This window comes from Aminobacter niigataensis (assembly GCF_014200015.1).
Lineage (GTDB): Bacteria > Pseudomonadota > Alphaproteobacteria > Rhizobiales > Rhizobiaceae > Aminobacter > Aminobacter niigataensis.
On the sequence record NZ_JACHOT010000009.1, the window covers coordinates 25,762 to 46,011 of the forward strand.

Annotated in this window: 22 protein-coding genes; 15 read left to right on the forward strand and 7 right to left on the reverse strand. The window is 62.9% G+C overall.

The window, feature by feature from the left end; translation table 11 throughout:
* Positions 1–285: 285 nt before the first annotated feature.
* The 4 genes from leuA to GGQ99_RS23150 all read left to right on the forward strand — a co-directional run bounded on the left by leuA (position 286) and on the right by GGQ99_RS23150 (position 5,537).
* On the forward strand, positions 286–1,953 hold the full coding sequence (gene leuA / locus GGQ99_RS23135; RefSeq protein WP_183264470.1) for a 2-isopropylmalate synthase: 1,668 nt from the start codon (positions 286–288) through the stop codon (positions 1,951–1,953).
* Between the two features lie 136 nt (positions 1,954–2,089).
* Complete coding sequence (locus GGQ99_RS23140) at positions 2,090–3,847, forward strand: tetratricopeptide repeat protein (RefSeq protein ID WP_183264332.1); 1,758 nt, start codon at positions 2,090–2,092, stop codon at positions 3,845–3,847.
* 128 nt (positions 3,848–3,975) lie between these two features.
* Positions 3,976–4,776, forward strand: coding sequence for an alpha/beta fold hydrolase (locus GGQ99_RS23145; protein WP_183264333.1), 801 nt, complete (start codon positions 3,976–3,978; stop codon positions 4,774–4,776).
* Between the two features lie 152 nt (positions 4,777–4,928).
* Complete coding sequence (locus tag GGQ99_RS23150; protein WP_183264334.1) at positions 4,929–5,537, forward strand: hypothetical protein; 609 nt, start codon at positions 4,929–4,931, stop codon at positions 5,535–5,537.
* Here the strand turns inward: GGQ99_RS23150 and GGQ99_RS23155 are convergent.
* The gene (locus tag GGQ99_RS23155; RefSeq protein ID WP_183264335.1) at positions 5,527–6,462 is read right to left on the reverse strand and encodes a metallophosphoesterase family protein; all 936 of its coding nucleotides are present in this window, start codon (positions 6,460–6,462) and stop codon (positions 5,527–5,529) included. The two genes, GGQ99_RS23150 and GGQ99_RS23155, sit on opposite strands and share 11 nt — an antisense overlap.
* Before the next feature lie 53 nt (positions 6,463–6,515).
* Between GGQ99_RS23155 and GGQ99_RS23160 the strand changes: the two genes are divergently transcribed.
* A complete protein-coding gene (locus GGQ99_RS23160) occupies positions 6,516–7,016 on the forward strand; it encodes an NUDIX domain-containing protein (protein WP_183264336.1) in 501 nt (166 codons plus the stop codon).
* 123 nt (positions 7,017–7,139) lie between these two features.
* Here GGQ99_RS23160 and GGQ99_RS23165 read toward each other — a convergent pair whose 3' ends face one another.
* Positions 7,140–8,129 carry a glutathione S-transferase family protein gene (locus GGQ99_RS23165; RefSeq protein ID WP_183264337.1) on the reverse strand — a complete coding sequence of 330 codons (990 nt, stop codon included), beginning with the start codon at positions 8,127–8,129 and terminating at the stop codon, positions 7,140–7,142.
* Positions 8,130–8,403: 274 nt separating this feature from the next.
* Between GGQ99_RS23165 and GGQ99_RS23170 the strand changes: the two genes are divergently transcribed.
* The 5 genes from GGQ99_RS23170 (at position 8,404) to GGQ99_RS23190 (ending at position 12,004) form a co-directional block, all read left to right on the forward strand.
* A complete protein-coding gene (locus tag GGQ99_RS23170) occupies positions 8,404–8,940 on the forward strand; it encodes a GNAT family N-acetyltransferase (RefSeq protein ID WP_183264338.1) in 537 nt (178 codons plus the stop codon).
* Positions 8,941–9,043: 103 nt separating this feature from the next.
* Positions 9,044–9,805 (forward strand): 3-hydroxyacyl-CoA dehydrogenase, encoded by a 762-nt coding sequence (locus GGQ99_RS23175; protein ID WP_108607233.1) that lies wholly within the window; start codon positions 9,044–9,046, stop codon positions 9,803–9,805.
* A gap of 133 nt (positions 9,806–9,938) precedes the next feature.
* A complete protein-coding gene (locus tag GGQ99_RS23180; RefSeq protein WP_183264471.1) occupies positions 9,939–10,715 on the forward strand; it encodes a HugZ family pyridoxamine 5'-phosphate oxidase in 777 nt (258 codons plus the stop codon).
* Between the two features lie 130 nt (positions 10,716–10,845).
* On the forward strand, positions 10,846–11,142 hold the full coding sequence (locus tag GGQ99_RS23185; RefSeq protein WP_055973517.1) for an ArsR/SmtB family transcription factor: 297 nt from the start codon (positions 10,846–10,848) through the stop codon (positions 11,140–11,142).
* A 58-nt stretch (positions 11,143–11,200) separates the two neighbouring features.
* Positions 11,201–12,004: a TrmH family RNA methyltransferase gene (locus GGQ99_RS23190; protein ID WP_183264339.1), complete on the forward strand. Its 804-nt coding sequence runs from the start codon at positions 11,201–11,203 to the stop codon at positions 12,002–12,004.
* A gap of 2 nt (positions 12,005–12,006) precedes the next feature.
* Here the strand turns inward: GGQ99_RS23190 and GGQ99_RS23195 are convergent, their stop codons facing one another.
* Both GGQ99_RS23195 and GGQ99_RS23200 read right to left on the reverse strand, forming a co-directional pair.
* Positions 12,007–13,134 carry a coiled-coil domain-containing protein gene (locus GGQ99_RS23195; RefSeq protein WP_183264340.1) on the reverse strand — a complete coding sequence of 376 codons (1,128 nt, stop codon included), beginning with the start codon at positions 13,132–13,134 and terminating at the stop codon, positions 12,007–12,009.
* Between the two features lie 105 nt (positions 13,135–13,239).
* Positions 13,240–13,821 carry a DUF1134 domain-containing protein gene (locus tag GGQ99_RS23200; RefSeq protein ID WP_055973511.1) on the reverse strand — a complete coding sequence of 194 codons (582 nt, stop codon included), beginning with the start codon at positions 13,819–13,821 and terminating at the stop codon, positions 13,240–13,242.
* A 334-nt stretch (positions 13,822–14,155) separates the two neighbouring features.
* On the opposite strand from GGQ99_RS23200, the gene chpT reads away from it, so the two are divergent.
* Both chpT and GGQ99_RS23210 read left to right on the forward strand, forming a co-directional pair.
* On the forward strand, positions 14,156–14,785 hold the full coding sequence (gene chpT / locus GGQ99_RS23205) for a histidine phosphotransferase ChpT (RefSeq protein ID WP_108609783.1): 630 nt from the start codon (positions 14,156–14,158) through the stop codon (positions 14,783–14,785).
* A 228-nt stretch (positions 14,786–15,013) separates the two neighbouring features.
* Positions 15,014–15,382, forward strand: coding sequence for a response regulator (locus GGQ99_RS23210; RefSeq protein ID WP_183264341.1), 369 nt, complete (start codon positions 15,014–15,016; stop codon positions 15,380–15,382).
* 60 nt (positions 15,383–15,442) lie between these two features.
* Here GGQ99_RS23210 and ctrA read toward each other — a convergent pair whose 3' ends face one another.
* Positions 15,443–16,138: a response regulator transcription factor CtrA gene (ctrA, locus tag GGQ99_RS23215; RefSeq protein ID WP_018429116.1), complete on the reverse strand. Its 696-nt coding sequence runs from the start codon at positions 16,136–16,138 to the stop codon at positions 15,443–15,445.
* Positions 16,139–16,589: 451 nt separating this feature from the next.
* Between ctrA and GGQ99_RS23220 the strand changes: the two genes are divergently transcribed.
* Positions 16,590–16,967, forward strand: coding sequence for a flagellar export protein FliJ (locus GGQ99_RS23220; RefSeq protein ID WP_108607231.1), 378 nt, complete (start codon positions 16,590–16,592; stop codon positions 16,965–16,967).
* A 49-nt stretch (positions 16,968–17,016) separates the two neighbouring features.
* Here the strand turns inward: GGQ99_RS23220 and GGQ99_RS23225 are convergent, their stop codons facing one another.
* Positions 17,017–17,352, reverse strand: coding sequence for a winged helix-turn-helix transcriptional regulator (locus GGQ99_RS23225; RefSeq protein WP_246389713.1), 336 nt, complete (start codon positions 17,350–17,352; stop codon positions 17,017–17,019).
* A gap of 155 nt (positions 17,353–17,507) precedes the next feature.
* On the opposite strand from GGQ99_RS23225, the gene GGQ99_RS23230 reads away from it, so the two are divergent.
* Complete coding sequence (locus GGQ99_RS23230) at positions 17,508–18,434, forward strand: NADP-dependent oxidoreductase (RefSeq protein ID WP_183264343.1); 927 nt, start codon at positions 17,508–17,510, stop codon at positions 18,432–18,434.
* Positions 18,435–18,515: 81 nt separating this feature from the next.
* On the opposite strand, the gene sciP is transcribed toward GGQ99_RS23230, so the two are convergent.
* Entirely contained in the window at positions 18,516–18,791 is a 276-nt protein-coding gene (sciP, locus tag GGQ99_RS23235) for a CtrA inhibitor SciP (RefSeq protein WP_013529904.1), read from the reverse strand.
* Between the two features lie 268 nt (positions 18,792–19,059).
* Between sciP and mnmA the strand changes: the two genes are divergently transcribed.
* Positions 19,060–20,250 (forward strand): tRNA 2-thiouridine(34) synthase MnmA, encoded by a 1,191-nt coding sequence (gene mnmA / locus GGQ99_RS23240; protein WP_108607229.1) that lies wholly within the window; start codon positions 19,060–19,062, stop codon positions 20,248–20,250.

Here is a 20,250-nt window from a genome sequence, read left to right on the forward strand (position 1 = left end):
CGCAAGATCATCGAAATCTCCCGTCCGGCCGCTTTTGCGGGCGAGACGCTGCGCGCGCTTTCTTCGGCTCTTCTTCTTCTCGGCCTTATCGGCGATCGCCGGGCTCGTTAAGGGAGCGTCCGGCGGTCGAATTGCCGCCGAGGCATCTGCTCCTTTACTCTTCACAACAGATCCGAAATTCTGATTTAAGACCGCTGAAGCATGCGCGCTATGTCGTGCATGGCGGCCAAGAGAACGAGACCGACAATGAGCAAGACCACCCCAGCTTCCGGCCGGAGCGCCGGCATGCCGACCGCCGCCGTCAAGTATCAAGCCTATCACAAGATCGACCTGCCCGACCGGACCTGGCCGTCCAAGGTCATCGATAAGGCGCCGATCTGGTGCTCGGTCGACCTGCGCGACGGCAACCAGTCGCTCGTCGACCCGATGGGTCACGACCGCAAGGCGCGCATGTTCCAGCTGCTGCTCGACATGGGTTTCAAGGAAATCGAAATAGGCTTCCCCTCGGCGTCGCAGACCGATTTTGATTTCGCCCGCTGGTGCATCGAAGACGGCAACGTCGCCGACGACGTGTCGCTGCAGGTGCTCGTGCAGTGCCGGCCGGAATTGATCACACGCACCTTCGAGGCGCTGAAGGGCGCGCACAAGCCGATCGTGCATTTCTACAACTCGACCAGCGAGTTGCAGCGCCGCGTGGTGTTCGGCAAGGACGTCGCCGGCATCAAGCAGATCGCCACCGACGCCGCCAAGATGATCACCGACATGGCGGCCAAGGCCGGCGGCGGCTACCGTTTCCAGTATTCGCCGGAAAGCTTCACCGGCACCGAACTCGAAGTCGCGCTGGAAATCTGCAACGCGGTCACCGAGATCATCAGGCCGACGCCCGACAACAAGCTGATCATCAACCTGCCCTCCACCGTCGAGATGGCGACGCCCAATATCTATGCCGACCAGATCGAGTGGATGTGCCGCAACCTCGACAATCGCGAGAACCTGATCATCTCGCTGCATCCCCACAACGATCGCGGCACCGGCATCGCTGCCACCGAGCTCGGCCTGATGGCGGGTGCCGACCGTGTCGAAGGCACGCTGTTCGGCAATGGCGAGCGCACCGGTAACGTCGACGTGGTGACGCTGGCGCTCAACATGTTCACCCAGGGCGTCGACCCTGAACTCGACTGTTCGGACATCGAGCGGATCAAGGCCGTCTACGAATATTCCAACCAGATGGTCATTCCCGAACGCCACCCCTACGTCGGCGAACTGGTCTACACCGCCTTCTCCGGCTCGCACCAGGACGCTATCAACAAGGGCATGAAGGCGATCAAGGTCGCCAACAAGCCGTTGTGGGAAGTGCCTTACCTGCCGATCGACCCGCAGGACGTGGGCCGCAGCTACGAGGCGATCATCCGCATCAACTCGCAGTCGGGCAAGGGCGGCATCGCCTATGTGCTCCAGGCCGACTACGGCCTCAACCTGCCGCGCAGCCTGCAGGTGGAGTTTAGCCAGGACATCCAGGCGATCACCGATGCCGAAGGCAAGGAAGTGTCGGTCAAGCGCATCCATGAACGCTTCCTCGAAGTCTATGTAGACCAGCCGGCCGCACGCCTCAAATTCGTCGATCACCAGACCTTTCCCGATACTGTGATGAAGGGCCGCCGCGTCGTCGAGGCGACCATTGTCGACAACGGCAAGGAAGTGGTGATTTCCGGAACCGGCAACGGCCCGATCGACGGATTCGTCGATGCCCTGTCCCGCCATATCGGGATCGACCTTTCGGTGCTCGACTATTCCGAGCATTCGATCCAGCGCGGCTCCAACGCTTCGGCCATCTGCTACATGGAGGTCGAGCATCCGCGCGGACGCCTGTTCGGCGCCGGAATCAACACTAATATCGTGGCGGCTTCCCTTGAAGCGGTGGTTTCAGCAGCCAATCGCATCCTGACGCGTTAGGGTTAACGCCACTCCGGACACGCCTCGCCCGTGGATAACGGGCGAGGCGTTTGTGCATCGGTGCGCTGCATGCTTGTGCGCCACCGCCAGCCGACTATGATCCGATCATTCGTACCGGTTCGAAAAGGGTCGATACTTGGTTGCCTCCACGCCTGCCGCCCCCGCAGTGCGCGAAGCGCTTGAGCGGCTTGTTGCCAGCGAGACCTTCGGCCGGTCCGATCGGGCACGAAAACTGCTGCGCTATCTCGTGGAGCGCGATCTCGCCGGCGAAGCCGAGCGGCTGAAGGGCTTTGCCATCGCCGTCGATGTCTTCGGCAAGGACGCCGAATTCGATTCGGCAACCGATGCCGTGGTCCGCGTCCAGGCCGGACGCCTGCGCGAACTTCTGGCCCAGTACTATGCCGTCGAGGGCACGGCCGACCCGATCCGCATCACCATTCCCCGCGGCAGTTACGTGCCCGCCTACGAGGCGGTTGCCGAGAGCCCGCCCGACGTGCCCTCCCCTGGTGAAATCGAGGGAAACGAGGCAATTGCGTCACCAGCCAATGTCGAGCTGGGGGCGGCGGCGCTACATGCCGAAGACCAGATGGACCCGGTGTTGCAGGGCACCAGCGTCAAACGGCAGCTCAGGTATTTCTGGGCGGCGATGGCACTGGTCATCGTCATGCTCGGCATCTTGGTCTTCCGCAACATCGGCGGCCCGTCCGCCACCAATTCCGCCAGCGTGACCGACTTCCGCAACTCCACCGCCAGTATCACCGATGCAGTCGACCAGTTGCCGGCCGTGCATATTCACCTCGGCCCGGAGGGCGGCGACACCGCGCGGGTCGCGACAGTGCTGCGAACGGCGCTGTCGGGCTTCGACACCATCGATCTCATCGCCCGCGACCGTTCGGAACGAGCCAGGCGTGCCGACGCAACCGATTTCGATTTCGCCGTGAATGCGGGCCCCTCGCCGGGTTCCGTGCTGATCGAACTGCAGCACATGGCCAGCGGCCGCATCCTCTTGTCGCGCGTACTGTCGCCTCAGGAGGTCCAGCCGGATGCGATCGACGACCGCATGGCCGAAATCGTCACCTCGGCGATTCCGGTTTCCGGCATGATCTATGGCTACATCGAGCAGAACGGGCTGCAGCGCGGGCTGGTGGCCTGCCTTCTGCTCAGCGACGACTTTTACATGGATCAGACTGCCGCGAGGCACCGCGCCGCTTATCAATGCATGGAAGAACTGTCGCGGCGCGGCGCCAAGTCTCCCATCGTCTATGCCGAACTCGCTTCGCTGCAACTCGAAGCCGTGACCGACAACTACCGCTATCCGCCCAACGCCACCGCCGACGGAGCCTATGCGCAGGCCCACAACGCGGTACAGACCGGCGCCACCAGCCCCTATGCGCATCGTGCCTACGGCTATCTGCAGTCACGCCTCGGCGACCGCACGGAGTCCATCCGCTGGATGCGCAAGGCCTACGAACTCAATACCTACGACCTGACCATGGCGGCCGCTTACGGCTATGCGCTGGTCCTGTCGGGGAGCTACAGCGACGGCGTGCCGATCATGAAGCGCGCGGTGGAAAGCACCAGTGCCCGTCCCGGCTGGTGGGACTATGGCCTGTTCCTCGGCGAATTCATGCTGGGCAACCGCTACGCCGCGGCGCGCGCCGCCAATTCGCTTACCGCGAACAAGAAGCCGCACTATCTGGCTGCACGCCTCATCGCCGCGGATTTCGCCGGCGACGAGAAGCTCACCGCATCGCTGGTGAAGGAGATTTCTGCAACCTACCCTGCCTTCGCCACCGACCCGGCCACCGCCTTCAACAAGGGCAAATATCCCGCGGAGCTGATAAAATCGCTGACGAAGGCCCTGCGCGCAGCCGGACTGGGCAACCAGACTTGAGTTTCGGTTTATTTTTGGACTGTTTTTTTGCATATTGGGCGCGCTACAAACGTCCAACGGCATTTTAAATCCAACGAATTATACTTATAGTTGCAGTCGATTTCAGGCTTCGGGTTATTTCAGGGACGATGAATTACTCCATCCATGCGGCCGTTCGGGGAAACGGCACCAACGTGGTGGTCTTGCTTCACGGCTTCGGCGGCTGCTGCGACATCTGGGAGGATGTCGTCGACACGCTGGGTGATGCATTCAGGACCATTGCCTATGACCTGCCGGGACACGGCCGTTCGCTCGACTATCCCAAGGCCGGCTCGGCCAAGGTGGCGGCAAAGGCCGTTCTTTCCGATCTTGCGGCGCGCGGCATAGCCTGCGCCCACTTCGTCGGCCACTCGATGGGCGGCGCGGTGGCAACGCTCGCAGCATTGCTCGACCCCGCGCGCGTCGCATCGCTGACACTGCTTGCGCCTGGTGGCTATGGACCTGAGATCAACGCTCCCCTGCTCCGGCGCTATGCGGCAGCCGCCTGCGCCGACGAGATCCGCGCCTGTCTCGCCGAAATGTCGAGCCCTGACAGCACAGTGCCGGATGCCGCCATTCGCAACCTTACCGAGATGCGCGCCCGGCCCGGCCAGACCGAAAAGCTGGTCGCCTTTGCCGAGGCAATGACGGCCGACGGCAGGCAGGGAGTCATCCCGCGTCAAGACCTTGCCTCGCTGGCCATGCCGGTGATGGTGGTCTGGGGCACCGACGATGCCGTGCTGCCTTACAGCCATGCCGACGATCTCCCGCCTGGGTTCCTCGTTCACCACGTGCTGGAGATCGGTCATATGCTGCCCGAGGAGACGCCAGGTCTCGTAGCCGACATCGTGCGCCGCATGAGCCGCCGGCGCCAGCGGCGCCAGCCGACATTCACCGACAACAAGGCCTGATGAATCGGATTCTGCACGGCTGCCGATAAAGGATTGTACAGAAACCGTTTTGACCGCGTCGCATCTGCGGCAGGACATTTCGGCGGGATACAATTCCGCCGCGATCGTGATTATGTTAACTCTTGCTTAACCGACACCAGAGGCAAGAGGCGATGAGCGACGACAACGTGACCGCGATGAAGCCGGCACGCGTGCTGTCGGACGCCATTCGCGATGTCAAGAACGCGACGGCGGATCGCACCGACGTCGTCGTCGACCTGCGCGAGGCCCATCGCATGCGGCTCGAATTGCTTGCCGCCGAGCTCGAGCAAGTCTTCGCCGACGTGCCAAAGGACATCGACAATTTCGACTTTGCCATATCGTCGGGCTTGCAGCCGCGACTGTGGATCGACGCCGTGAGCCATGTCGCCCTCGGTCGCGACCGCCGCACGTTCCGCTTCGTGCGCGACACCCGCATCGGACGCGTCGTCCTGGCCGAGACGACCGACACCAAGCGCGTCGCCGCCCAGGTCACCCGCTACATCGCCGAGCGGATCGTGGAGCGGCAGCAGATGATGGACGGAGGCGCCGAGCTGGCGTTGCCGAGCTTTGCCAGGGACCCTGTCGCCGAAGCGGAGCCGCCGTTGCGGCCCATCGCCCGGCCGATATGGCCACGCTTCCTGTCCGGCTTCGGCCTGCTTGTCGCCGGCGCCGTCGCCGGCATCGCGGTGATGGCCGCGCTCTACTGGCTGCGCCTCGCCGCGACCGGCGTCAGCTTCTGACCTCGACGATCGAACGCGGAACCATTGCCGTCAGGTCAAGGCTTGCGATCTCCGCAGGCGCCATCGCAGGTCCCACCAGGCCGCGGCGGGTCAGTTTCACATTCCAGCCGCCTGGCTCGCCCGAGATATCGATCAGGTTGAACTGCGCCGCCGGCCTGTGGCCGCCGGGCGCCTGCCCAGCGGCTGCAACGCCGACCACCGGCACCCGGCCAGTCGGTCCGTGGATCCAGTGCAGCGTCGGCAAATGCGAATGGCCGTGCAGCACCAGTTCGGTACCGTAGCGCATGACCAGGCTCTGGAACTTGCCGATGCCGAACAGCCGCTTGTGCTGGCCCACGGCACCGCGCACCGGCGGATGATGGATCATCACCACCCGAAACAGCCCCCGCCTGCCCGTCTCCTCCAGAATGCGCGCCAGCCGTGCCGCCTGGCCTTCGCGGAAGAAACCGCTGGCCATGAAGGGTGCGGTCGCGCGCGCCGTCGACACGCCGATCAGCGCCACGTTCTTGCGCACGCGAAGATAGGGAAAGGTGTGGCGGCCGATAGGACCATGGGAGCCGTCGCCATTCATCCATGGCGCCCAGGCGTGACAGGCCTTGTCGAAGGCACCAGGCACATAGGCGTCGTGGTTGCCCGGCACGACCGATACGTCAGCCGGCGTACCAAGCGTTTCGAGCCACAACCGCGCCAGTTCGATCTCGCCGTCGAGCGCCAGGTTGACCAGATCGCCGGTCACCGCGAGATGGTCGGGCGCCTGCGCCTTGAGGTCGGCTACAATTGTGTCGACGATGCCGTCGTGATGGTGGCGGCGCCGGTTTCGCTGCCAGTTGACGTAGCCGACCATGCGCTTGGAGGCGAGGTCGCGATAGGTTACATCCGGAAGCGGACCAAGATGGACGTCTGAGATATGCGCAAGCCTGAACATCCTTCCCTTTTAGGTGACGCTGCTCCGGCTTTCCACCCATGGCGGCACGCCTGATGGGGAATCACATCAAGGCCGCTCCGCAGCGCCAGAGCCTGTGGGCGCGGCTGCGAGGCAGGCTGTTTCACCTCTATTTTCTGCTGAGAAGGCCGATGACGCTCGGCGTGCGTGGCCTCGTTCACGACAAGGCGACCAACGCCGTCTTCCTCATCCGCCACACCTACGTGCCCGGTTGGCAATTGCCTGGCGGCGGCGTCGAGATCGGCGAGACTTTTGTCGAATCGCTGACACGCGAATTGGAGGAGGAAGGCAACATCAGCCTCACCGCGCCGCCCGTGCTGAAATCGATCCACCTCAACAAGCAGGCGACCCGGCGCGACCATGTCGGGTTCTACCTGATCGAAGCATTCAGGCAGGACCGGCCCAAGCTGCCCGACCATGAGATCGCCGAGGCGGGATTCTTTCCGCTCGACGCCCTACCGGAGGGTACGACGCCAGCGACGCGGCGGCGCATCGCCGAAGTCTTTGAGGGCGTGCCAGCGTCGCCGTATTGGTGACGGACTCCCCAAACCCTCACGGTGAGCTGTCGAACCACGGGTTTGGGCAAGCAGAATAGAGCCAAGCGCCCTCATGGTTCGACAGGCTCACCATGAGGGCTACTGAGCGCCAACAGGGGGCGCTCAGGCCGCCTTCAACAACTTCCCGCGGTTGTGCGGTGCCAAAAAATCGACCTCCGGACCGACGGGCACGATGCCGGTCGGATTGATGCCGGTGTGGCTGCCGTAATAATGCGACTTGATGTGATGCAGGTTCACCGTCTCGGCAACGCCAGGCACCTGGTAGAGCTCGCGCAGATAGTTCGACAGGTTGGGATAATCGGCGATTCGCCTGAGATTGGTCTTGAAGTGGCCGACATAGACCGGGTCGAAGCGAACCAGCGTCGTGAACAGCCGCCAGTCGGCCTCGGTCAGCGAGTTGCCAACGAGGTAGCGTTGGCGCGACAGGCGGTCTTCCAGCGTGTCGAGCGCCGCAAACAGCTCCCCGAAGGCCTCTTCATAGGCGGCCTGGGTGGTAGCGAAGCCGGCACGGTAGACGCCGTTGTTGATCGAGGGGTAGACGAGGTCGTTCATCGCATCGATCTCGCTGCGCAGCGCCTCCGGGTAGAAATCGAGCGAGGCATCACCCCATTCGTCGAACGCCGAGTTCAGCATGCGGATGATCTCGGACGACTCGTTGGAGACGATCGTCTTTTCCTTCTTGTCCCACAGCACCGGCACGGTGACGCGGCCCGAATAGGTCGGGTCGGCCTTGGTGTAGAGCTGGTGCAGGAAGTCGAGCCCGTAGAGCGTGTCGCCGGTGGCGCCGTCGTCGGTGCGGAAGGTCCAGCCGTTCTCACCCATGAAATGATGCACGACCGACACCGAGATGATGTCCTCGAGCTTCTTCAGCGCGCGGAAGATCAGGGTCCTGTGCGCCCACGGACAGGCGAGCGAGACATAGAGATGGTAGCGCCCCGGCTCGGCCTTGAAGCCGCGCGTGCGGCCTTCCGCCGGCTTGCCGTCAGCGGTGATCCAGTCGCGCCATTGCGCATGCGAGCGCACGAATTTGCCGCCTGTCGACTTGGTGTCGTACCAGCGGTCCTGCCATTTGCCTTCGACCAGCAATCCCATCGTGAAATCCTTTCGTTTGCCAGCATGTAGGGCATGACACCGGCAATCCGAAGGTCCGCATCCTGAACGCATCGTTCAACGTTGCGCGCACATCGGCGAAATCCGCGATGGACGACCACGCGAAATGATGATAGCGGGCATTTCGATGTCACATTGCTTTGCAAATATCCGGATTGACCGACGACGAATGAGCGCACGCGCCTGAGGCGCTGACTTGCGAACGCTGCGGCTTGGCTCGCGGCACCTCATCCCAGGACACCGGACTGCAACGAACATGACCCTCGCCGACGTCACCTATCTGCCGGAAGCTCCGGCGCACGACCTCGAAATCGACGACATCAACGCCGAGGCCTTCGGCCCGGGCCGTTTCACCCGCGCTGCCTACAAGATCCGCGAAGGCGGCCCGCACGACCGCTCCTTGTCTTTTGTCGCCATGCACGCCGGCCAGGTCGTCGCCTCTGTGCGCATGACGCCGATCGCTGCCGGCGAAGGCCGCGCCCAGATGCTGGGACCACTCGCCGTGCGGCCCGACTTCAAGAACCTCGGCATCGGCCGCAAGCTCGTCACCATGGCGCTGGCTGCAGCCGCCAAGGCCAATGAGCCGGCGGTGATCCTGGTCGGCGACGAACCCTATTACGGACCACTCGGTTTTGCCCGCATTCCACGCGGGCAGATCGAGATGCCGCGCCCCGTCGACCTCAACCGCCTGCTCGCACACGAGGTCGTTCCCGGTGCGGTCGCGCTGCTGTCGGGCGAAGTCTGCCACGCCGACCTGGCCAAGACCCCGCAACGCGTGGCCGAGCCCGCCTGAACCCGACTGCCCTTTCCGTGCAGAGCGCGGTCTTAATACCGATTTCGGTTTTCAGGCCGATGCGATAGACCATCCGTTCACAGCAAGAAGAGGACAGGCTGACATGAATCCAAACGGGCAGATCGCAGTGGTCACCGGCGCCGGCTCCGGCCTTGGCGAGGCAACCGCACGCGCACTCGCAGCCAAGGGCGCCAAGGTTGCGATCTTCGACCTCAGCCTCGAACGGGCCGAAAAGGTTGCCGCTGACATCGGTGGCGTGGCGGTTCGCTGCGACGTCAGCAACGAGGAAAGCGCTGTCGCCGCCTTCGCCGAAGTCGCCGCCAAGCTCGGAACCCCGCGCATCCTCGTCAACTGCGCCGGCATCGCCGTCGGTGTGAAGACAGTCGGCAAGGACGGGCCGCACCCGCTGAGCGTCTTCCGCCAGGTGGTCGAGGTCAATCTGATCGGCTCGTTCAACATGATCCGCCTGTTCGCCGACGGTGCGGCCAAGCTCGAGCCGTTGCAGGGCGGCGAGCGCGGCGTCATCATCAGCACGGCATCGGTCGCCGCCTATGACGGCCAGATCGGCCAGGCCGCCTACTCCGCATCCAAGGGCGGCGTCGTCGGCATGACGCTGCCGATCGCCCGCGACCTCTCCCGTTCGGGCATCCGCGTCGCCACGATCGCGCCCGGCATCTTCAAGACGCCGATGATGGCGGCGATGCCGCAGGAGGTGCAGGATTCGCTCGGTGCCGCCGTGCCGTTCCCGCCGCGCCTCGGCGAGCCGTCGGAATATGCGGCCCTTGCCCTGCACATCGTCGAGAACCAGATGCTCAACGGCGAAACCATCCGCCTCGACGGTGCCATCCGCATGGCGCCGAAATAAGCTCCTGACGTCTGCAATTCGTCTATCGTACAGCCCCGGACGCGCAAGCTCCGGGGTTGTCTCGTCTTGGACAAGGCACGCCCTTGCCAAACCTGCGAGGATAAAGATAAGTAGATTGAATTATTCATATTTGATGGTGAAGGTGTTGGAAGAGCGCAAGAAGGATGTCATCCGCGAAACCGATGCAGAGGCGATCGCGCTGGCGCGTTCGCTGATGCGCACCGCGCGGCATGGCGCGCTCGCCGTCATCGAGCCGGAAACCGGCGCCCCGCTGGCCAGCCGCGTCGGCACCGCAACCGATGTCGACGGCACGCCGCTGATCCTGATCTCCGGCCTCTCCGCCCACACCAAGGGCATCGTCGCCGATCCGCGTTGCTCGCTTCTCGTCGGCGAGATCGGCAAGGGCGACCCGCTCGCCTATCCGCGCATCACGCTGTTCTGCCGGGCGGTTCGCCTGGAGCGCGGCACGCCGGAGCAGGCCCGCGCCGAACGCCGCTACATCAACCGCAACCCGAAGGCCAAGCTTTATGTCGGGCTTGGCGATTTCGCCATTTATCGGCTCGAACTGGAGCGCGCCAACCTCAATGGCGGCTTCGGCAAGGCCTATCTGCTCAGCCGCGACGACCTGCTGCTGCAAGGCCCGGCGGTAGACGCCATTGCCGGCGCCGAACAGTCGGCGCTCGATCACATGAATTCCGATCACCGCGAGGCGATCGCCATCTACGCCAGCCATTTCGGCAAGCTCACCGACGGTGCCTGGACGCTCAGCGGCTTCGATCCGGAGGGGATGGATCTTGCCGCCGGCGACGAAACCGGACGGGTAGTTTTCCCGGAAATGCTTGTCGAAGCCGCCGATCTCAGGCGCAGCCTTGTCGAAATGGCAAGAGTAGGCCGCGAAGCAAAGTCTTGATTTTTTAGAGGAAAGCTGATTTCTGCTGGTTTTGTTAGATCATTCATTGATTCCATTGAGGATCTGGCGTGGTAATTCGGTGTTGTTGCCCCCATGACGCCGGAAAGCATTGAAGATACACGGGGTTCGCATGAAACCGAAGAAATTGACGGCAAACGCGGAAGCCGCAGCCTCATTGCTCACGCTTATGGGCAATGAAAAGCGGCTGATGATCATGAGCCACCTGCTCGACACTGAGATGTCGGTCGGGGCCATCGCTGAAAAAGTGTCGCTGAGCCAGTCGGCGCTTTCGCAGCATCTTGCGCGGCTGCGCAACGAGGAGCTGGTCGAGACACGTCGCGACCGGCAGATGATCTATTATACCTGCAAGTCGGAAGCCGTGCGCAAGCTGCTCGGCACGCTGGAAGGCATTTTCGACGACGCCTGACGGGCATCCATGCCTTTTCGGCTCCCATAGCGGCCTGCCCTCCGCTATGGAGCAAGCCATGAACATCATCCGCATCGAAGACCCGGCAGACCCTCGTGTCGCGCCCTATCTCAGCATCCGCGAGCGCGATCTGGTCGGCCGCGAAGGGCGCTTCATTGCCGAAGGCAAGGTTGTGCTGAACGTACTGTTCGCCGCCGGCAGGTTTCAGGCAGAATCGGTGCTGGTCCTCGAAAACCGCCTCGCCGGCATGACCGAGACGCTCGGCTTCGCGCCCGAAGGCATGCCCGTCTACGTCGCCTCCGCTGCCGTCATCGACGCCATTGCCGGCTTCCACATGCATCGCGGCATCCTCGCCATCGGCAACAAGGGCTCAGCCCCTTCGGCCGACGAGATGCTGGCCGCCCTGCCCGAGCGCGCGCTGGTCGCGGTTCCGGTGGGCATTTCCAACCACGACAATATCGGCTCGATCTTCCGCAATGCCGCGGCCTTCGGTGCAGATGCGGTGCTGCTCGACGAAACCTGCTGCGATCCGCTCTACCGCAAGGCGATCAGGGTCTCGGTGGGCGCCGCACTCAAGGTGCCCTTCGCCATCGGTGGAACGGCCGGCGAACTCGCCGACGCGCTGTCGCGCCATGGCTTCGAGCAACTCGCGCTATCGCCGGCTGGAAAAGCTGACATCCGCGACATTCGACGCCCGAAGCGCCTGGCGCTCTATCTCGGCACCGAAGGCGACGGCCTGCCGGAACCGCTGCTGAAGCGGCTGACGACGGCAAGGATCAGGATGGCGCCGGGCTTCGACAGCCTCAACGTCGCGGCCGCCTCGGCGATCGCGCTGCATCATTTCACGGATGCAACCGGATAGACCTATTCGGCAGGCGGGGACTTCTGCAGAGCCCTGACCCGATCGGCGAGGCTGATCATCGCCGGCCCGTCATCATTGGTCGGAGCCGGGGTGCCGCCCGCCTTTGCGAGTGCCTGGGCGATGGGCGATTCCGGTCCCTCGAGCCGCGCCGTGAGTGCCACGACTTCGGCCGCGAGTTCGTGCATCTGCTCGCGCAGCACAGAGTCTTCGCCCGCAACCGGCGCAGATCGCCCTGCCCGGGCAAGTTCGCCCTTCAGCCGCTTGTTCTCGCGCAGGAGCGTAGTCAGCCGGCCTTCGAGACGTTCGCGCTCGGCCGATGGAGCGGTTTCATTGTTCATGCTGCCGGCCTCCTGCGCCGCCGGCGCACTTTTCAGTTGCGCGCGTACGCGGGCAAGTTCGCCCTCGCGCCGCTCGATCTTGTCGTCGCGATCGCTCAGCGACGTCACCATTTGCTGCAACTTCTTGTCGAGGTCCGCAGCGCGCCTGGTTTCCGCCGTCAACGCCTCGCGCACGGCCTTGTTGTCGGCTTCGAGCTCACTCACGCGCCGATCCGTGTCTTTTCGCTGATGGCGCAGCGCCGACATGTCGTCCGACAACTTTCCCATCTCGCTCTCGCGGCTCACCAGTTCGATCTGGCGATTGCTGGATGAAAGGCTGGCTTCGTCATAAAGCCTGCCCATCTCCTCGATTTCCTCGGAGCGCTTCTCCAGCAGCCGCTCGGCCTCGGCGAGCTGGGCGGCGAGCGCCTTGACCTGCTCGTCGCGCTTGCCGACCTCTTCATGCAGATTGCCGCGCTTGGCCTCGAGCTCGCTGACAACCCGGTCCTTCTCGGCATGGCCGTCGGCAACCAGCTTCTTTGCCTCGCGGTGGCGGCTGAGCTCGATGGCTTGCGCCAGCACCTTTTCCTGCGAAGCCTTGAGTTGGACCTCGACCTTGCGCAGGGCCATGGCATGTTCGGCGCGGAGACTGTCCTTGTCGGCGCGAATCTCGTCCAGTGTCATGGGAAGCTTCGCCTGGACCCTTTGCCGCGTAACCGAAACGGCGCGCCGCCATACCGACGGCGCGACCAGCAGCACGAGAAACCCGGCGGTCAGGAAGCCAAGAACGAAAAACAGGATCGACTGGACCAAGGCACATTACCCGTTACGGACAGGCCGACTTTGCCATGTTCCCATGGCAGGAATCCAGCACCGCTGCAAACGCTATGGCACCCGACCAGCCTGTTCTTCACACAATCAGAAGGGATTCCACGTCGGCTGCTGCGTCAACTTCAGGTAGCCGAGATTGACCCCCAGTCGCGCCCCCACGCCCGTGCGCACCGGCACCAGCAGGATGTTGCCGCGCTTGAGCACGTTGAAACCGACGCCGGCAACGATATAGGCCGAACCGGCAACACCGCCGTAGCGGTCGTAGAGATTATTGATGTCGTCCAGATTGTAGACGAGGATCATCGTCCGCGAGCCTTGGCCACCGAAATCCCAGCCAAGCGAAGGCCCCTGCCAGAACACCTTATGGTCGCCGGCATTCTTGGTATAGAGCGTGCCTTCGCCATAGGTCAGGCCGCCGACAAAGGCGCCGGAACCCTCTTCGCCCAGTACATAGCCGTTAGGCAGGCCGTAAGACGCGAAAACCTTCTCGACGACGCTGGCGAGACCGCCCGAGGTCGAGCCGAAAAACCGGTGTCCGGAATCGAGGATCTCCTGCGCCGTGTATTGCTGCGCGCGAGACGCAGATGTCGAAAATGCCAGAACGCCGACAAGGACGAACATCGCGGCAACTAGCCGGGCGAACGTCCGGCCATAGAATCGGGAAATCATGCTTCCAAATCTCCGTCAGGGAGCACACTTTCTCCGACGCCCCGGACTGCTGCTGCTCTTGATCGGCAGCTGGCTCGTCCAACTCCGGCAAACTATGCCGTAATCCTTTTTCAACCATTAAACTGCCTGATGAAGATGGCGGATCGAAGGCATAAAACCCTGTGGAAAGGCCGGATTTGCGCCCAAATGTAGGCGTTTTAATCAAGTGCAGTATGCTGATTCTTGCCGCCGTTACCGGCGCTGTGTAACCAAGAGTACCGTCGACCAGCCCTGATTCGCATTGGTGGGTCCTGGTCTCATTTTGAACTTAAGCTGCTGCCGAGGGATGTCGTTCATGGCCGAATTGATGATGCTTTCCGCCCCCGATCTCGCGGCGCTGCTGTGCAGCCGGGTCTGCCACGACATCATTTCGCCGGTCGGCGCCATCAACAACGGCCTCGAACTGCTTGACGAGGGCGGCGCCGACGAAGACGCCATGCGCCTCATCCGCACCAGTGCGCGCAACGCATCGGCGCGATTGCAGTTCGCCCGCATCGCCTTCGGTGCTGCCGGTTCGGCCGGCATGCTGATCGACACCGGCGACGCCGAAGCGGTCGCCACCGCGTTTCTCAAGAACGAGAAGCCGGAACTGGCATGGTCGGGCGGGCGCGCGCTGTTGCCCAAGAACAAGGTCAAGCTGCTGCTCAACCTGCTTCTGGTTGCCCACGCCGCGATCCCGCGTGGCGGCAAGCTCGGCGTCACGCTCGAAAACGTCGAGACCGCGCCGAAATTCACCCTGTCGGCCAGCGGCCCGATGCTGCGCGTGCCGCCGAAGTTCCTCGAGCTGCATTCCGGCCAGAAGCCGGAAGAGCCCATCGACGCCCATTCGGTTCAGCCCTACTACACGCTGCTGCTCGCACGCGAGGCTGGCATGACGATCTCGATCCACGCCACGCCGGAAGAAATTCTGCTGACTGCCGAGTGAAAAGGCGCCGCGCGCCAGTATTCGCCGAGTAAAATTGGCCGCCCTGCCCCTTCTGGCGGCATGGAACCTGGTGGCACCGCGTCCTGCACGGTCTCAGCCCTTGTTGACCGGCATCGTTTCCACGAATTTTACCATTCGGGTTTTCAGCTTCTTTACGAGGTCGCGCTAGGGTGAGTGCATCACCCCGGCGCGCTTGGCGCGTTCGGCCCCCGCAAGAAGGACCGGGCCATGAAGCGCTGCCTGTTCGTCGATGACTCCAGCGTCATCCGCAAAGTCGCCAAACGCATCCTCAACAGCCCCGATATGGCCGTCGTCGAGGCGTCGACCGGCGCCGAAGCGCTCGACATGTGCGCCTATAACATGCCTGACATCATCGTGGTCGACGGTGCGCTCGAGGACATGGCGACCGCCGACTTCATCCGCCGCGTCCGTGCCCTCAACAGCCGGGTCAAGCCGCAGATCGCGATCTGCCTGACCGAAGTGGACATCGGCGCCATCATGCGTGCCAAGCGGGCCGGCGCGCAGGGTTACCTCCTGAAGCCGTTCACCAGGCCGCAACTGCTCGACCGCTTCCGCGCCTTCGACGTCGCCGCCTGATTCGCGGCAAAGAAAAACCCGGCATGCAGGCCGGGTTTTGACTGAAATCGGAACAAGAAATCAGGCGATTTCGCGAAGCTCTTCCGGCTCGCGCAGAACATAGCCGCGGCCCCAGACAGTTTCGATGAAGTTCTGTCCGCCGGATGCGGCGTCGAGCTTCTTGCGCAGCTTGCAGATGAACACGTCGATGATCTTCAGCTCAGGCTCATCCATGCCGCCATAGAGGTGGTTGAGGAACATTTCCTTGGTCAGAGTCGTGCCCTTGCGCAGCGAGAGCAGCTCCAGCATCTGGTATTCCTTACCGGTCAGATGCACGCGCTGGCCACCGACCTCGACCGTCTTGGCGTCGAGATTGACGATCAGGTCGCCGGTCATGATGACCGACTGGGCGTGGCCCTTCGAACGGCGGACGATGGCGTGGATGCGCGCTACCAGTTCGTCCTTGTGGAACGGCTTGGTCATGTAGTCGTCGGCACCGAAGCCCAGGCCACGCACCTTGTCCTCGATGCCGGCCATGCCGGAGAGGATCAGGATCGGCGTCTTGACCTTGGACAGGCGCAAAGTGCGCAGAACCTCATAGCCCGACATGTCGGGCAGGTTCAGGTCGAGAAGGATGATGTCGTAATCATAAAGCTTGCCGAGATCGACGCCTTCTTCGCCGAGATCGGTCGTATAGACGTTGAAGCTCTCCGATTTGAGCATCAGTTCGATGCTCTGTGCGGTTGCACTGTCGTCTTCTATCAGCAGAACGCGCATTCAAATCCCCTTTTCTGCTGCCGGAACATCTTCGCGGTCTCGTCCATACCGGCCCAGTGCTACTGAATCGGAGGCTGCCATCGAATGGTTAACAAAACCTAATTTCGTATGGAAGACCATATCAGAAATTTTAACCGGCGCATACACCCTCTTGAATCCAAACATGAATCACACGGTCAACATCTTAACGCGACGCATTAACTAGGTTGACTAAGCGACTCCAGAGAAGGACCGATCACATTCGCGGCGAAAACCAGAATCTTTACCGGGCCTTAAGTCTCGATGGGTATGATTAACGATGCCCGTAAACGAATGGTTACCGGCGGAGAAAAACTTTAAAAGTTTGTTTTCCATAGCCGGGAGTTCAGAACCGGTTCGGGTGCGGCAGGGTCCCTCGGGGCCAAAGTAGGCGAGTGCAAGTGCGTTTTTCGTTGTTCGGGAGTGTCGGGTCATGAAATCACGTGAGAACCTGGTCAGGCTCAAGCAGTTTCAGGTGAACGAAAAGCGCCGCCAGCTGATGCAGCTTGATTCGATGATCGCCGAGTTCGACCGGATGGCGAACGAACTCGAGATGCAGATCGTCGCCGAGGAAAAGAAGGCGGGGATCACCGATCTCAATCATTTCGCCTACCCGACCTTCGCCAAGGCGGCGCGGCAACGACGTGACAACCTGAAGAACTCCCAGCATGACCTGGCGCAACAGCGCGCCGCTGCCGAATCCTTACTCTCCGAAGCTGAAGCGGAGCTGTCCAAGGCGGAAATGCTGGAATCGCGCGACCGCACCACCCGCGAGGCCGAGACGGGTGGCCGCAACGCGATGATCGGCTGACAAGCCGCTCCTTTAGACAGATTCTGGCCCGGCGGCGCCCGGCCGGCAATTACACGACGAGTTCGCCTTCGAGCGACCTTGCCCGCGCGTCGCGAATATCGGGCGCGTGCTGCTCCGACCACACCCTGATCTGATTGAGCAGGTCCGCCAGGTTCCGGCCGAGGTCGGTCAACTCATATTCGACCCTTGGCGGAATGACCGGGAAGATTTCGCGCCGCACCAACCCGTCCCGCTCCAGCACGCGCAACGTCTGCGTCAGCATCTTGGGCGTGATGCCCTCGACCTTGCGCTGCATCTCGCCATAGCGCCGCTTGCCCGGCTTCAACGCCCCGACAACCAGATAGACCCACTTGCTAGCCAGCATCTCGAGCACGGTGTGCGACATGCATTGACGCCGGAAGGCGTCGTAGCCGAATGGGGTATCGGGAGCGCATTCACTATCCATGGGGTACCTATATATCATTGAGGTACATTCTCGACAATCGATTGATACTATCCAAATGATAGTGGCACATGCATCATCCCAAGGAGGACAATCCCATGCGTGCCATTACCCAGGCCACCGTCGGCGGCCCAGAAGTGCTTGAGCTTGCCGAACGCCCCGCCCCGCAGCCCAAATCAGGCGAAGTGCTGATCCGCGTCAGGGCAGCAGGCGTCAATCCGGTCGATGCTGCCGTGCGCGGCGGCTATTACCCCCTGCTCGGCGAACCGCCCTTTGTGCTCGGCTGGGATGTCTCGGGTACGGTCGAGGCGGTGGGCCCCGGCGCCAATGGTTTCGCCCCCGGCGACGAGGTCTTCGGCATGCCCCACTTCCCGGCGGAGGCCGCGGCCTATGCCGAATTTGCGACCTCACCGGCAACTGAGGTCGCACACAAGCCAGCAGCGCTTGATCATGCCTCGGCTGCGGCCCTCCCCCTCGCCGGACTGACCGCCTGGCAGGGTCTCGTGACATCAGGAAAGCTCAAGGCCGGCGACCGCGTCCTGATCCATGCTGCCGCCGGTGGTGTCGGCCATCTCGCCGTACAGATCGCCAAGGCGCTCGGTGCCCATGTCGTTGCCACGGCAAGCCCCGGCAAGGTGGAGTTCGTCCGCTCCCTCGGCGCCGATGAGGTAATCGACTATACATCGAGCGACTTCGTCGCCGTGGCCGGGCAGGTCGACCTGGTGTTCGATCCGCTTGGCGGCGAGCATGCCGAGAAATCGCTCAAGGTGCTGCGCAAGGGCGGTGTGCTCGTTGCCCTGCTCGACCCCAGCGAGAAGGCAAAGTCGGACGCCGAGGCCCTGGGCATCCGGCTCGAGCGCATCCTGGTGCGGCCCGACCGCGAGGGGCTCGAGGAACTTGGCCGATTGGCCACCGCCGGCAAGCTCAAGGTGCATGTCGCCAAGAGCTTTGCGCTCGAGGACGCAGGCGCTGCCCACGCTTTCCTCGCCACCAAACCGAGGGGCAAGGTAGTGCTTGCGCTCTAGCGCTGCAGGAAGCCTGGGCTCAAACGAAAAAGGGTGCGGCAAGCCGCACCCTTTCTTGTTGGTTGGCCGTAACGGCCGGTGTCAATGACGGTATTGCTGGATGCGCGTGGTGCGCAGTCCGGCAAGGCCATATTCGTCAATGGAAGCCTGCCAGGACAGAAACTCCTCGGTCGTCAACTTGTAGCGTTGGCACGCTTCGTCGAGACTGAGCAGCCCTCCCCTGACCGCTGCGACCACTTCCGCTTTGCGGCGGATAACCCACCGGCGCGTATTGGTCGGGGGCAGATCGGCAATCGTAAGCGGGCTGCCGTCCGGCCCGATAACATATTTGACACGCGGTCTAACCAGATCGGTCATCGTACTCTCTACTAAAAACTCAAAGACCCAATCACCTGCCACACTAGCGCCACAGCTTTAAAAATTGCCTAAGCGTGTCCTAAGAGCTAAGTAACGAACGTGAACAGAACGTTAGACTCTCAATCCGCAATTTAACCACCTGCCCAGTTGGCGGGTTTGCCGCCGAAAAAGGTGGACCAGACCGCTTCGGGTGGCACTGCGGCGAGGCTTGACCTATATTGCAGCCATTGGCATGCAGCCGACCTAAAGACAGCGGAACGCAATCCCGATGAACAGCCTGGACCTGCCCGGACGCCCCGAAGACACCCGCGTGGTTGTAGCCATGTCGGGCGGTGTCGACTCTTCAGTCGTGGCCGGCCTGCTCAAACAGGAAGGCTATGACGTCGTCGGCGTCACGCTACAGCTCTACGACCACGGTGCGGCCACCCATCGCGCCGGTTCGTGCTGTGCCGGACAGGACATCGCCGACGCCCGCCGCGTCTCCGAGACGCTCGGGATTCCCCATTACGTGCTCGACTATGAAGAGCGCTTCCGCAAGGCCGTCATCGACCCGTTCGCCGAAAGCTACGTCGCCGGCGAGACGCCGATCCCGTGCGTGTCGTGCAACCAGACGGTCAAGTTCGCCGACCTGCTCGCCACCGCACGCGAGCTCGGCGCTGATGCGCTGGCCACCGGCCACTACATCCGCTCCAGGCAGAATGGCGCCCATCGCGCGCTGTACCGCCCGGTCGACGCCGACCGCGACCAGAGCTATTTCCTGTTTGCCACCACCCAGGAACAGATCGACTACCTGCGCTTTCCGCTCGGCGGCATGTCCAAGCCCGAGGTTCGCGCCGCAGCCGAGCGCATGGGCCTGACGGTTGCCGCCAAGCAGGACAGCCAGGACATCTGCTTCGTGCCGCAGGGCAAGTATACCGACATCATCGCCAAGCTGAGGCCCTCCGCCGCCAATCCCGGCGACATCGTCCATATCGACGGCCGCGTGCTTGGCCGCCACGAAGGCATCCTGCGCTACACCATCGGCCAGCGCCGTGGCATCGGCATCGCTTCCGGCGAACCGCTCTACGTCGTCCATATCGACGCCGAACGCGCCCGTGTGATCGTCGGCCCGCGCGAGGCGCTGGAGACGCACAAGATCTTCCTGCGCGGCATGAACTGGCTGGGCGACGAGGCGCTGTCTGCCGTTCCCGCTGGCGGCCTCGAGCTCTACGCCAAGGTGCGTTCGTCGCGTCCGCCCCGCCCCGTGGTTCTGCATCATCGCGACGGCGCGACCTGGGTCGAACTCGTCGATGGCGAGTCGGGCATAGCGCCCGGCCAAGCCTGCGTGCTTTATTCCGACGAGGTCAACGAAGCACGCGTCTTCGGCGGCGGTTTCATCGAACGTTCCGAACGCCATGCCGACGCCGAGGCGATGCTGTCACGGCTGGCGGCAACGCCGGGCTCCATAGCCGCAGAATAA

Bases quoted from the DNA above. Each gene is read 5' to 3' on its own strand.
- leuA (WP_183264470.1), top strand. From the start codon at position 286: ATGCCGACCGCCGCCGTCAAGTATCAAGCCTATCACAAGATCGACCTG.
- GGQ99_RS23145 (WP_183264333.1), top strand. From the start codon at position 3,976: ATGAATTACTCCATCCATGCGGCCGTTCGGGGAAACGGCACCAACGTG.
- GGQ99_RS23150 (WP_183264334.1), top strand. From the start codon at position 4,929: ATGAGCGACGACAACGTGACCGCGATGAAGCCGGCACGCGTGCTGTCG.
- GGQ99_RS23155 (WP_183264335.1), bottom strand. From the start codon at position 6,462: ATGTTCAGGCTTGCGCATATCTCAGACGTCCATCTTGGTCCGCTTCCG.
- GGQ99_RS23160 (WP_183264336.1), top strand. From the start codon at position 6,516: ATGGGGAATCACATCAAGGCCGCTCCGCAGCGCCAGAGCCTGTGGGCG.
- GGQ99_RS23165 (WP_183264337.1), bottom strand. From the start codon at position 8,129: ATGGGATTGCTGGTCGAAGGCAAATGGCAGGACCGCTGGTACGACACC.
- GGQ99_RS23170 (WP_183264338.1), top strand. From the start codon at position 8,404: ATGACCCTCGCCGACGTCACCTATCTGCCGGAAGCTCCGGCGCACGAC.
- GGQ99_RS23175 (WP_108607233.1), top strand. From the start codon at position 9,044: ATGAATCCAAACGGGCAGATCGCAGTGGTCACCGGCGCCGGCTCCGGC.
- GGQ99_RS23180 (WP_183264471.1), top strand. From the start codon at position 9,939: ATGGTGAAGGTGTTGGAAGAGCGCAAGAAGGATGTCATCCGCGAAACC.
- GGQ99_RS23185 (WP_055973517.1), top strand. From the start codon at position 10,846: ATGAAACCGAAGAAATTGACGGCAAACGCGGAAGCCGCAGCCTCATTG.
- GGQ99_RS23190 (WP_183264339.1), top strand. From the start codon at position 11,201: ATGAACATCATCCGCATCGAAGACCCGGCAGACCCTCGTGTCGCGCCC.
- GGQ99_RS23200 (WP_055973511.1), bottom strand. From the start codon at position 13,821: ATGATTTCCCGATTCTATGGCCGGACGTTCGCCCGGCTAGTTGCCGCG.
- chpT (WP_108609783.1), top strand. From the start codon at position 14,156: ATGGCCGAATTGATGATGCTTTCCGCCCCCGATCTCGCGGCGCTGCTG.
- GGQ99_RS23210 (WP_183264341.1), top strand. From the start codon at position 15,014: ATGAAGCGCTGCCTGTTCGTCGATGACTCCAGCGTCATCCGCAAAGTC.
- ctrA (WP_018429116.1), bottom strand. From the start codon at position 16,138: ATGCGCGTTCTGCTGATAGAAGACGACAGTGCAACCGCACAGAGCATC.
- GGQ99_RS23220 (WP_108607231.1), top strand. From the start codon at position 16,590: ATGAAATCACGTGAGAACCTGGTCAGGCTCAAGCAGTTTCAGGTGAAC.
- GGQ99_RS23225 (WP_246389713.1), bottom strand. From the start codon at position 17,352: ATGTCGCACACCGTGCTCGAGATGCTGGCTAGCAAGTGGGTCTATCTG.
- GGQ99_RS23230 (WP_183264343.1), top strand. From the start codon at position 17,508: ATGCGTGCCATTACCCAGGCCACCGTCGGCGGCCCAGAAGTGCTTGAG.
- sciP (WP_013529904.1), bottom strand. From the start codon at position 18,791: ATGACCGATCTGGTTAGACCGCGTGTCAAATATGTTATCGGGCCGGAC.
- mnmA (WP_108607229.1), top strand. From the start codon at position 19,060: ATGAACAGCCTGGACCTGCCCGGACGCCCCGAAGACACCCGCGTGGTT.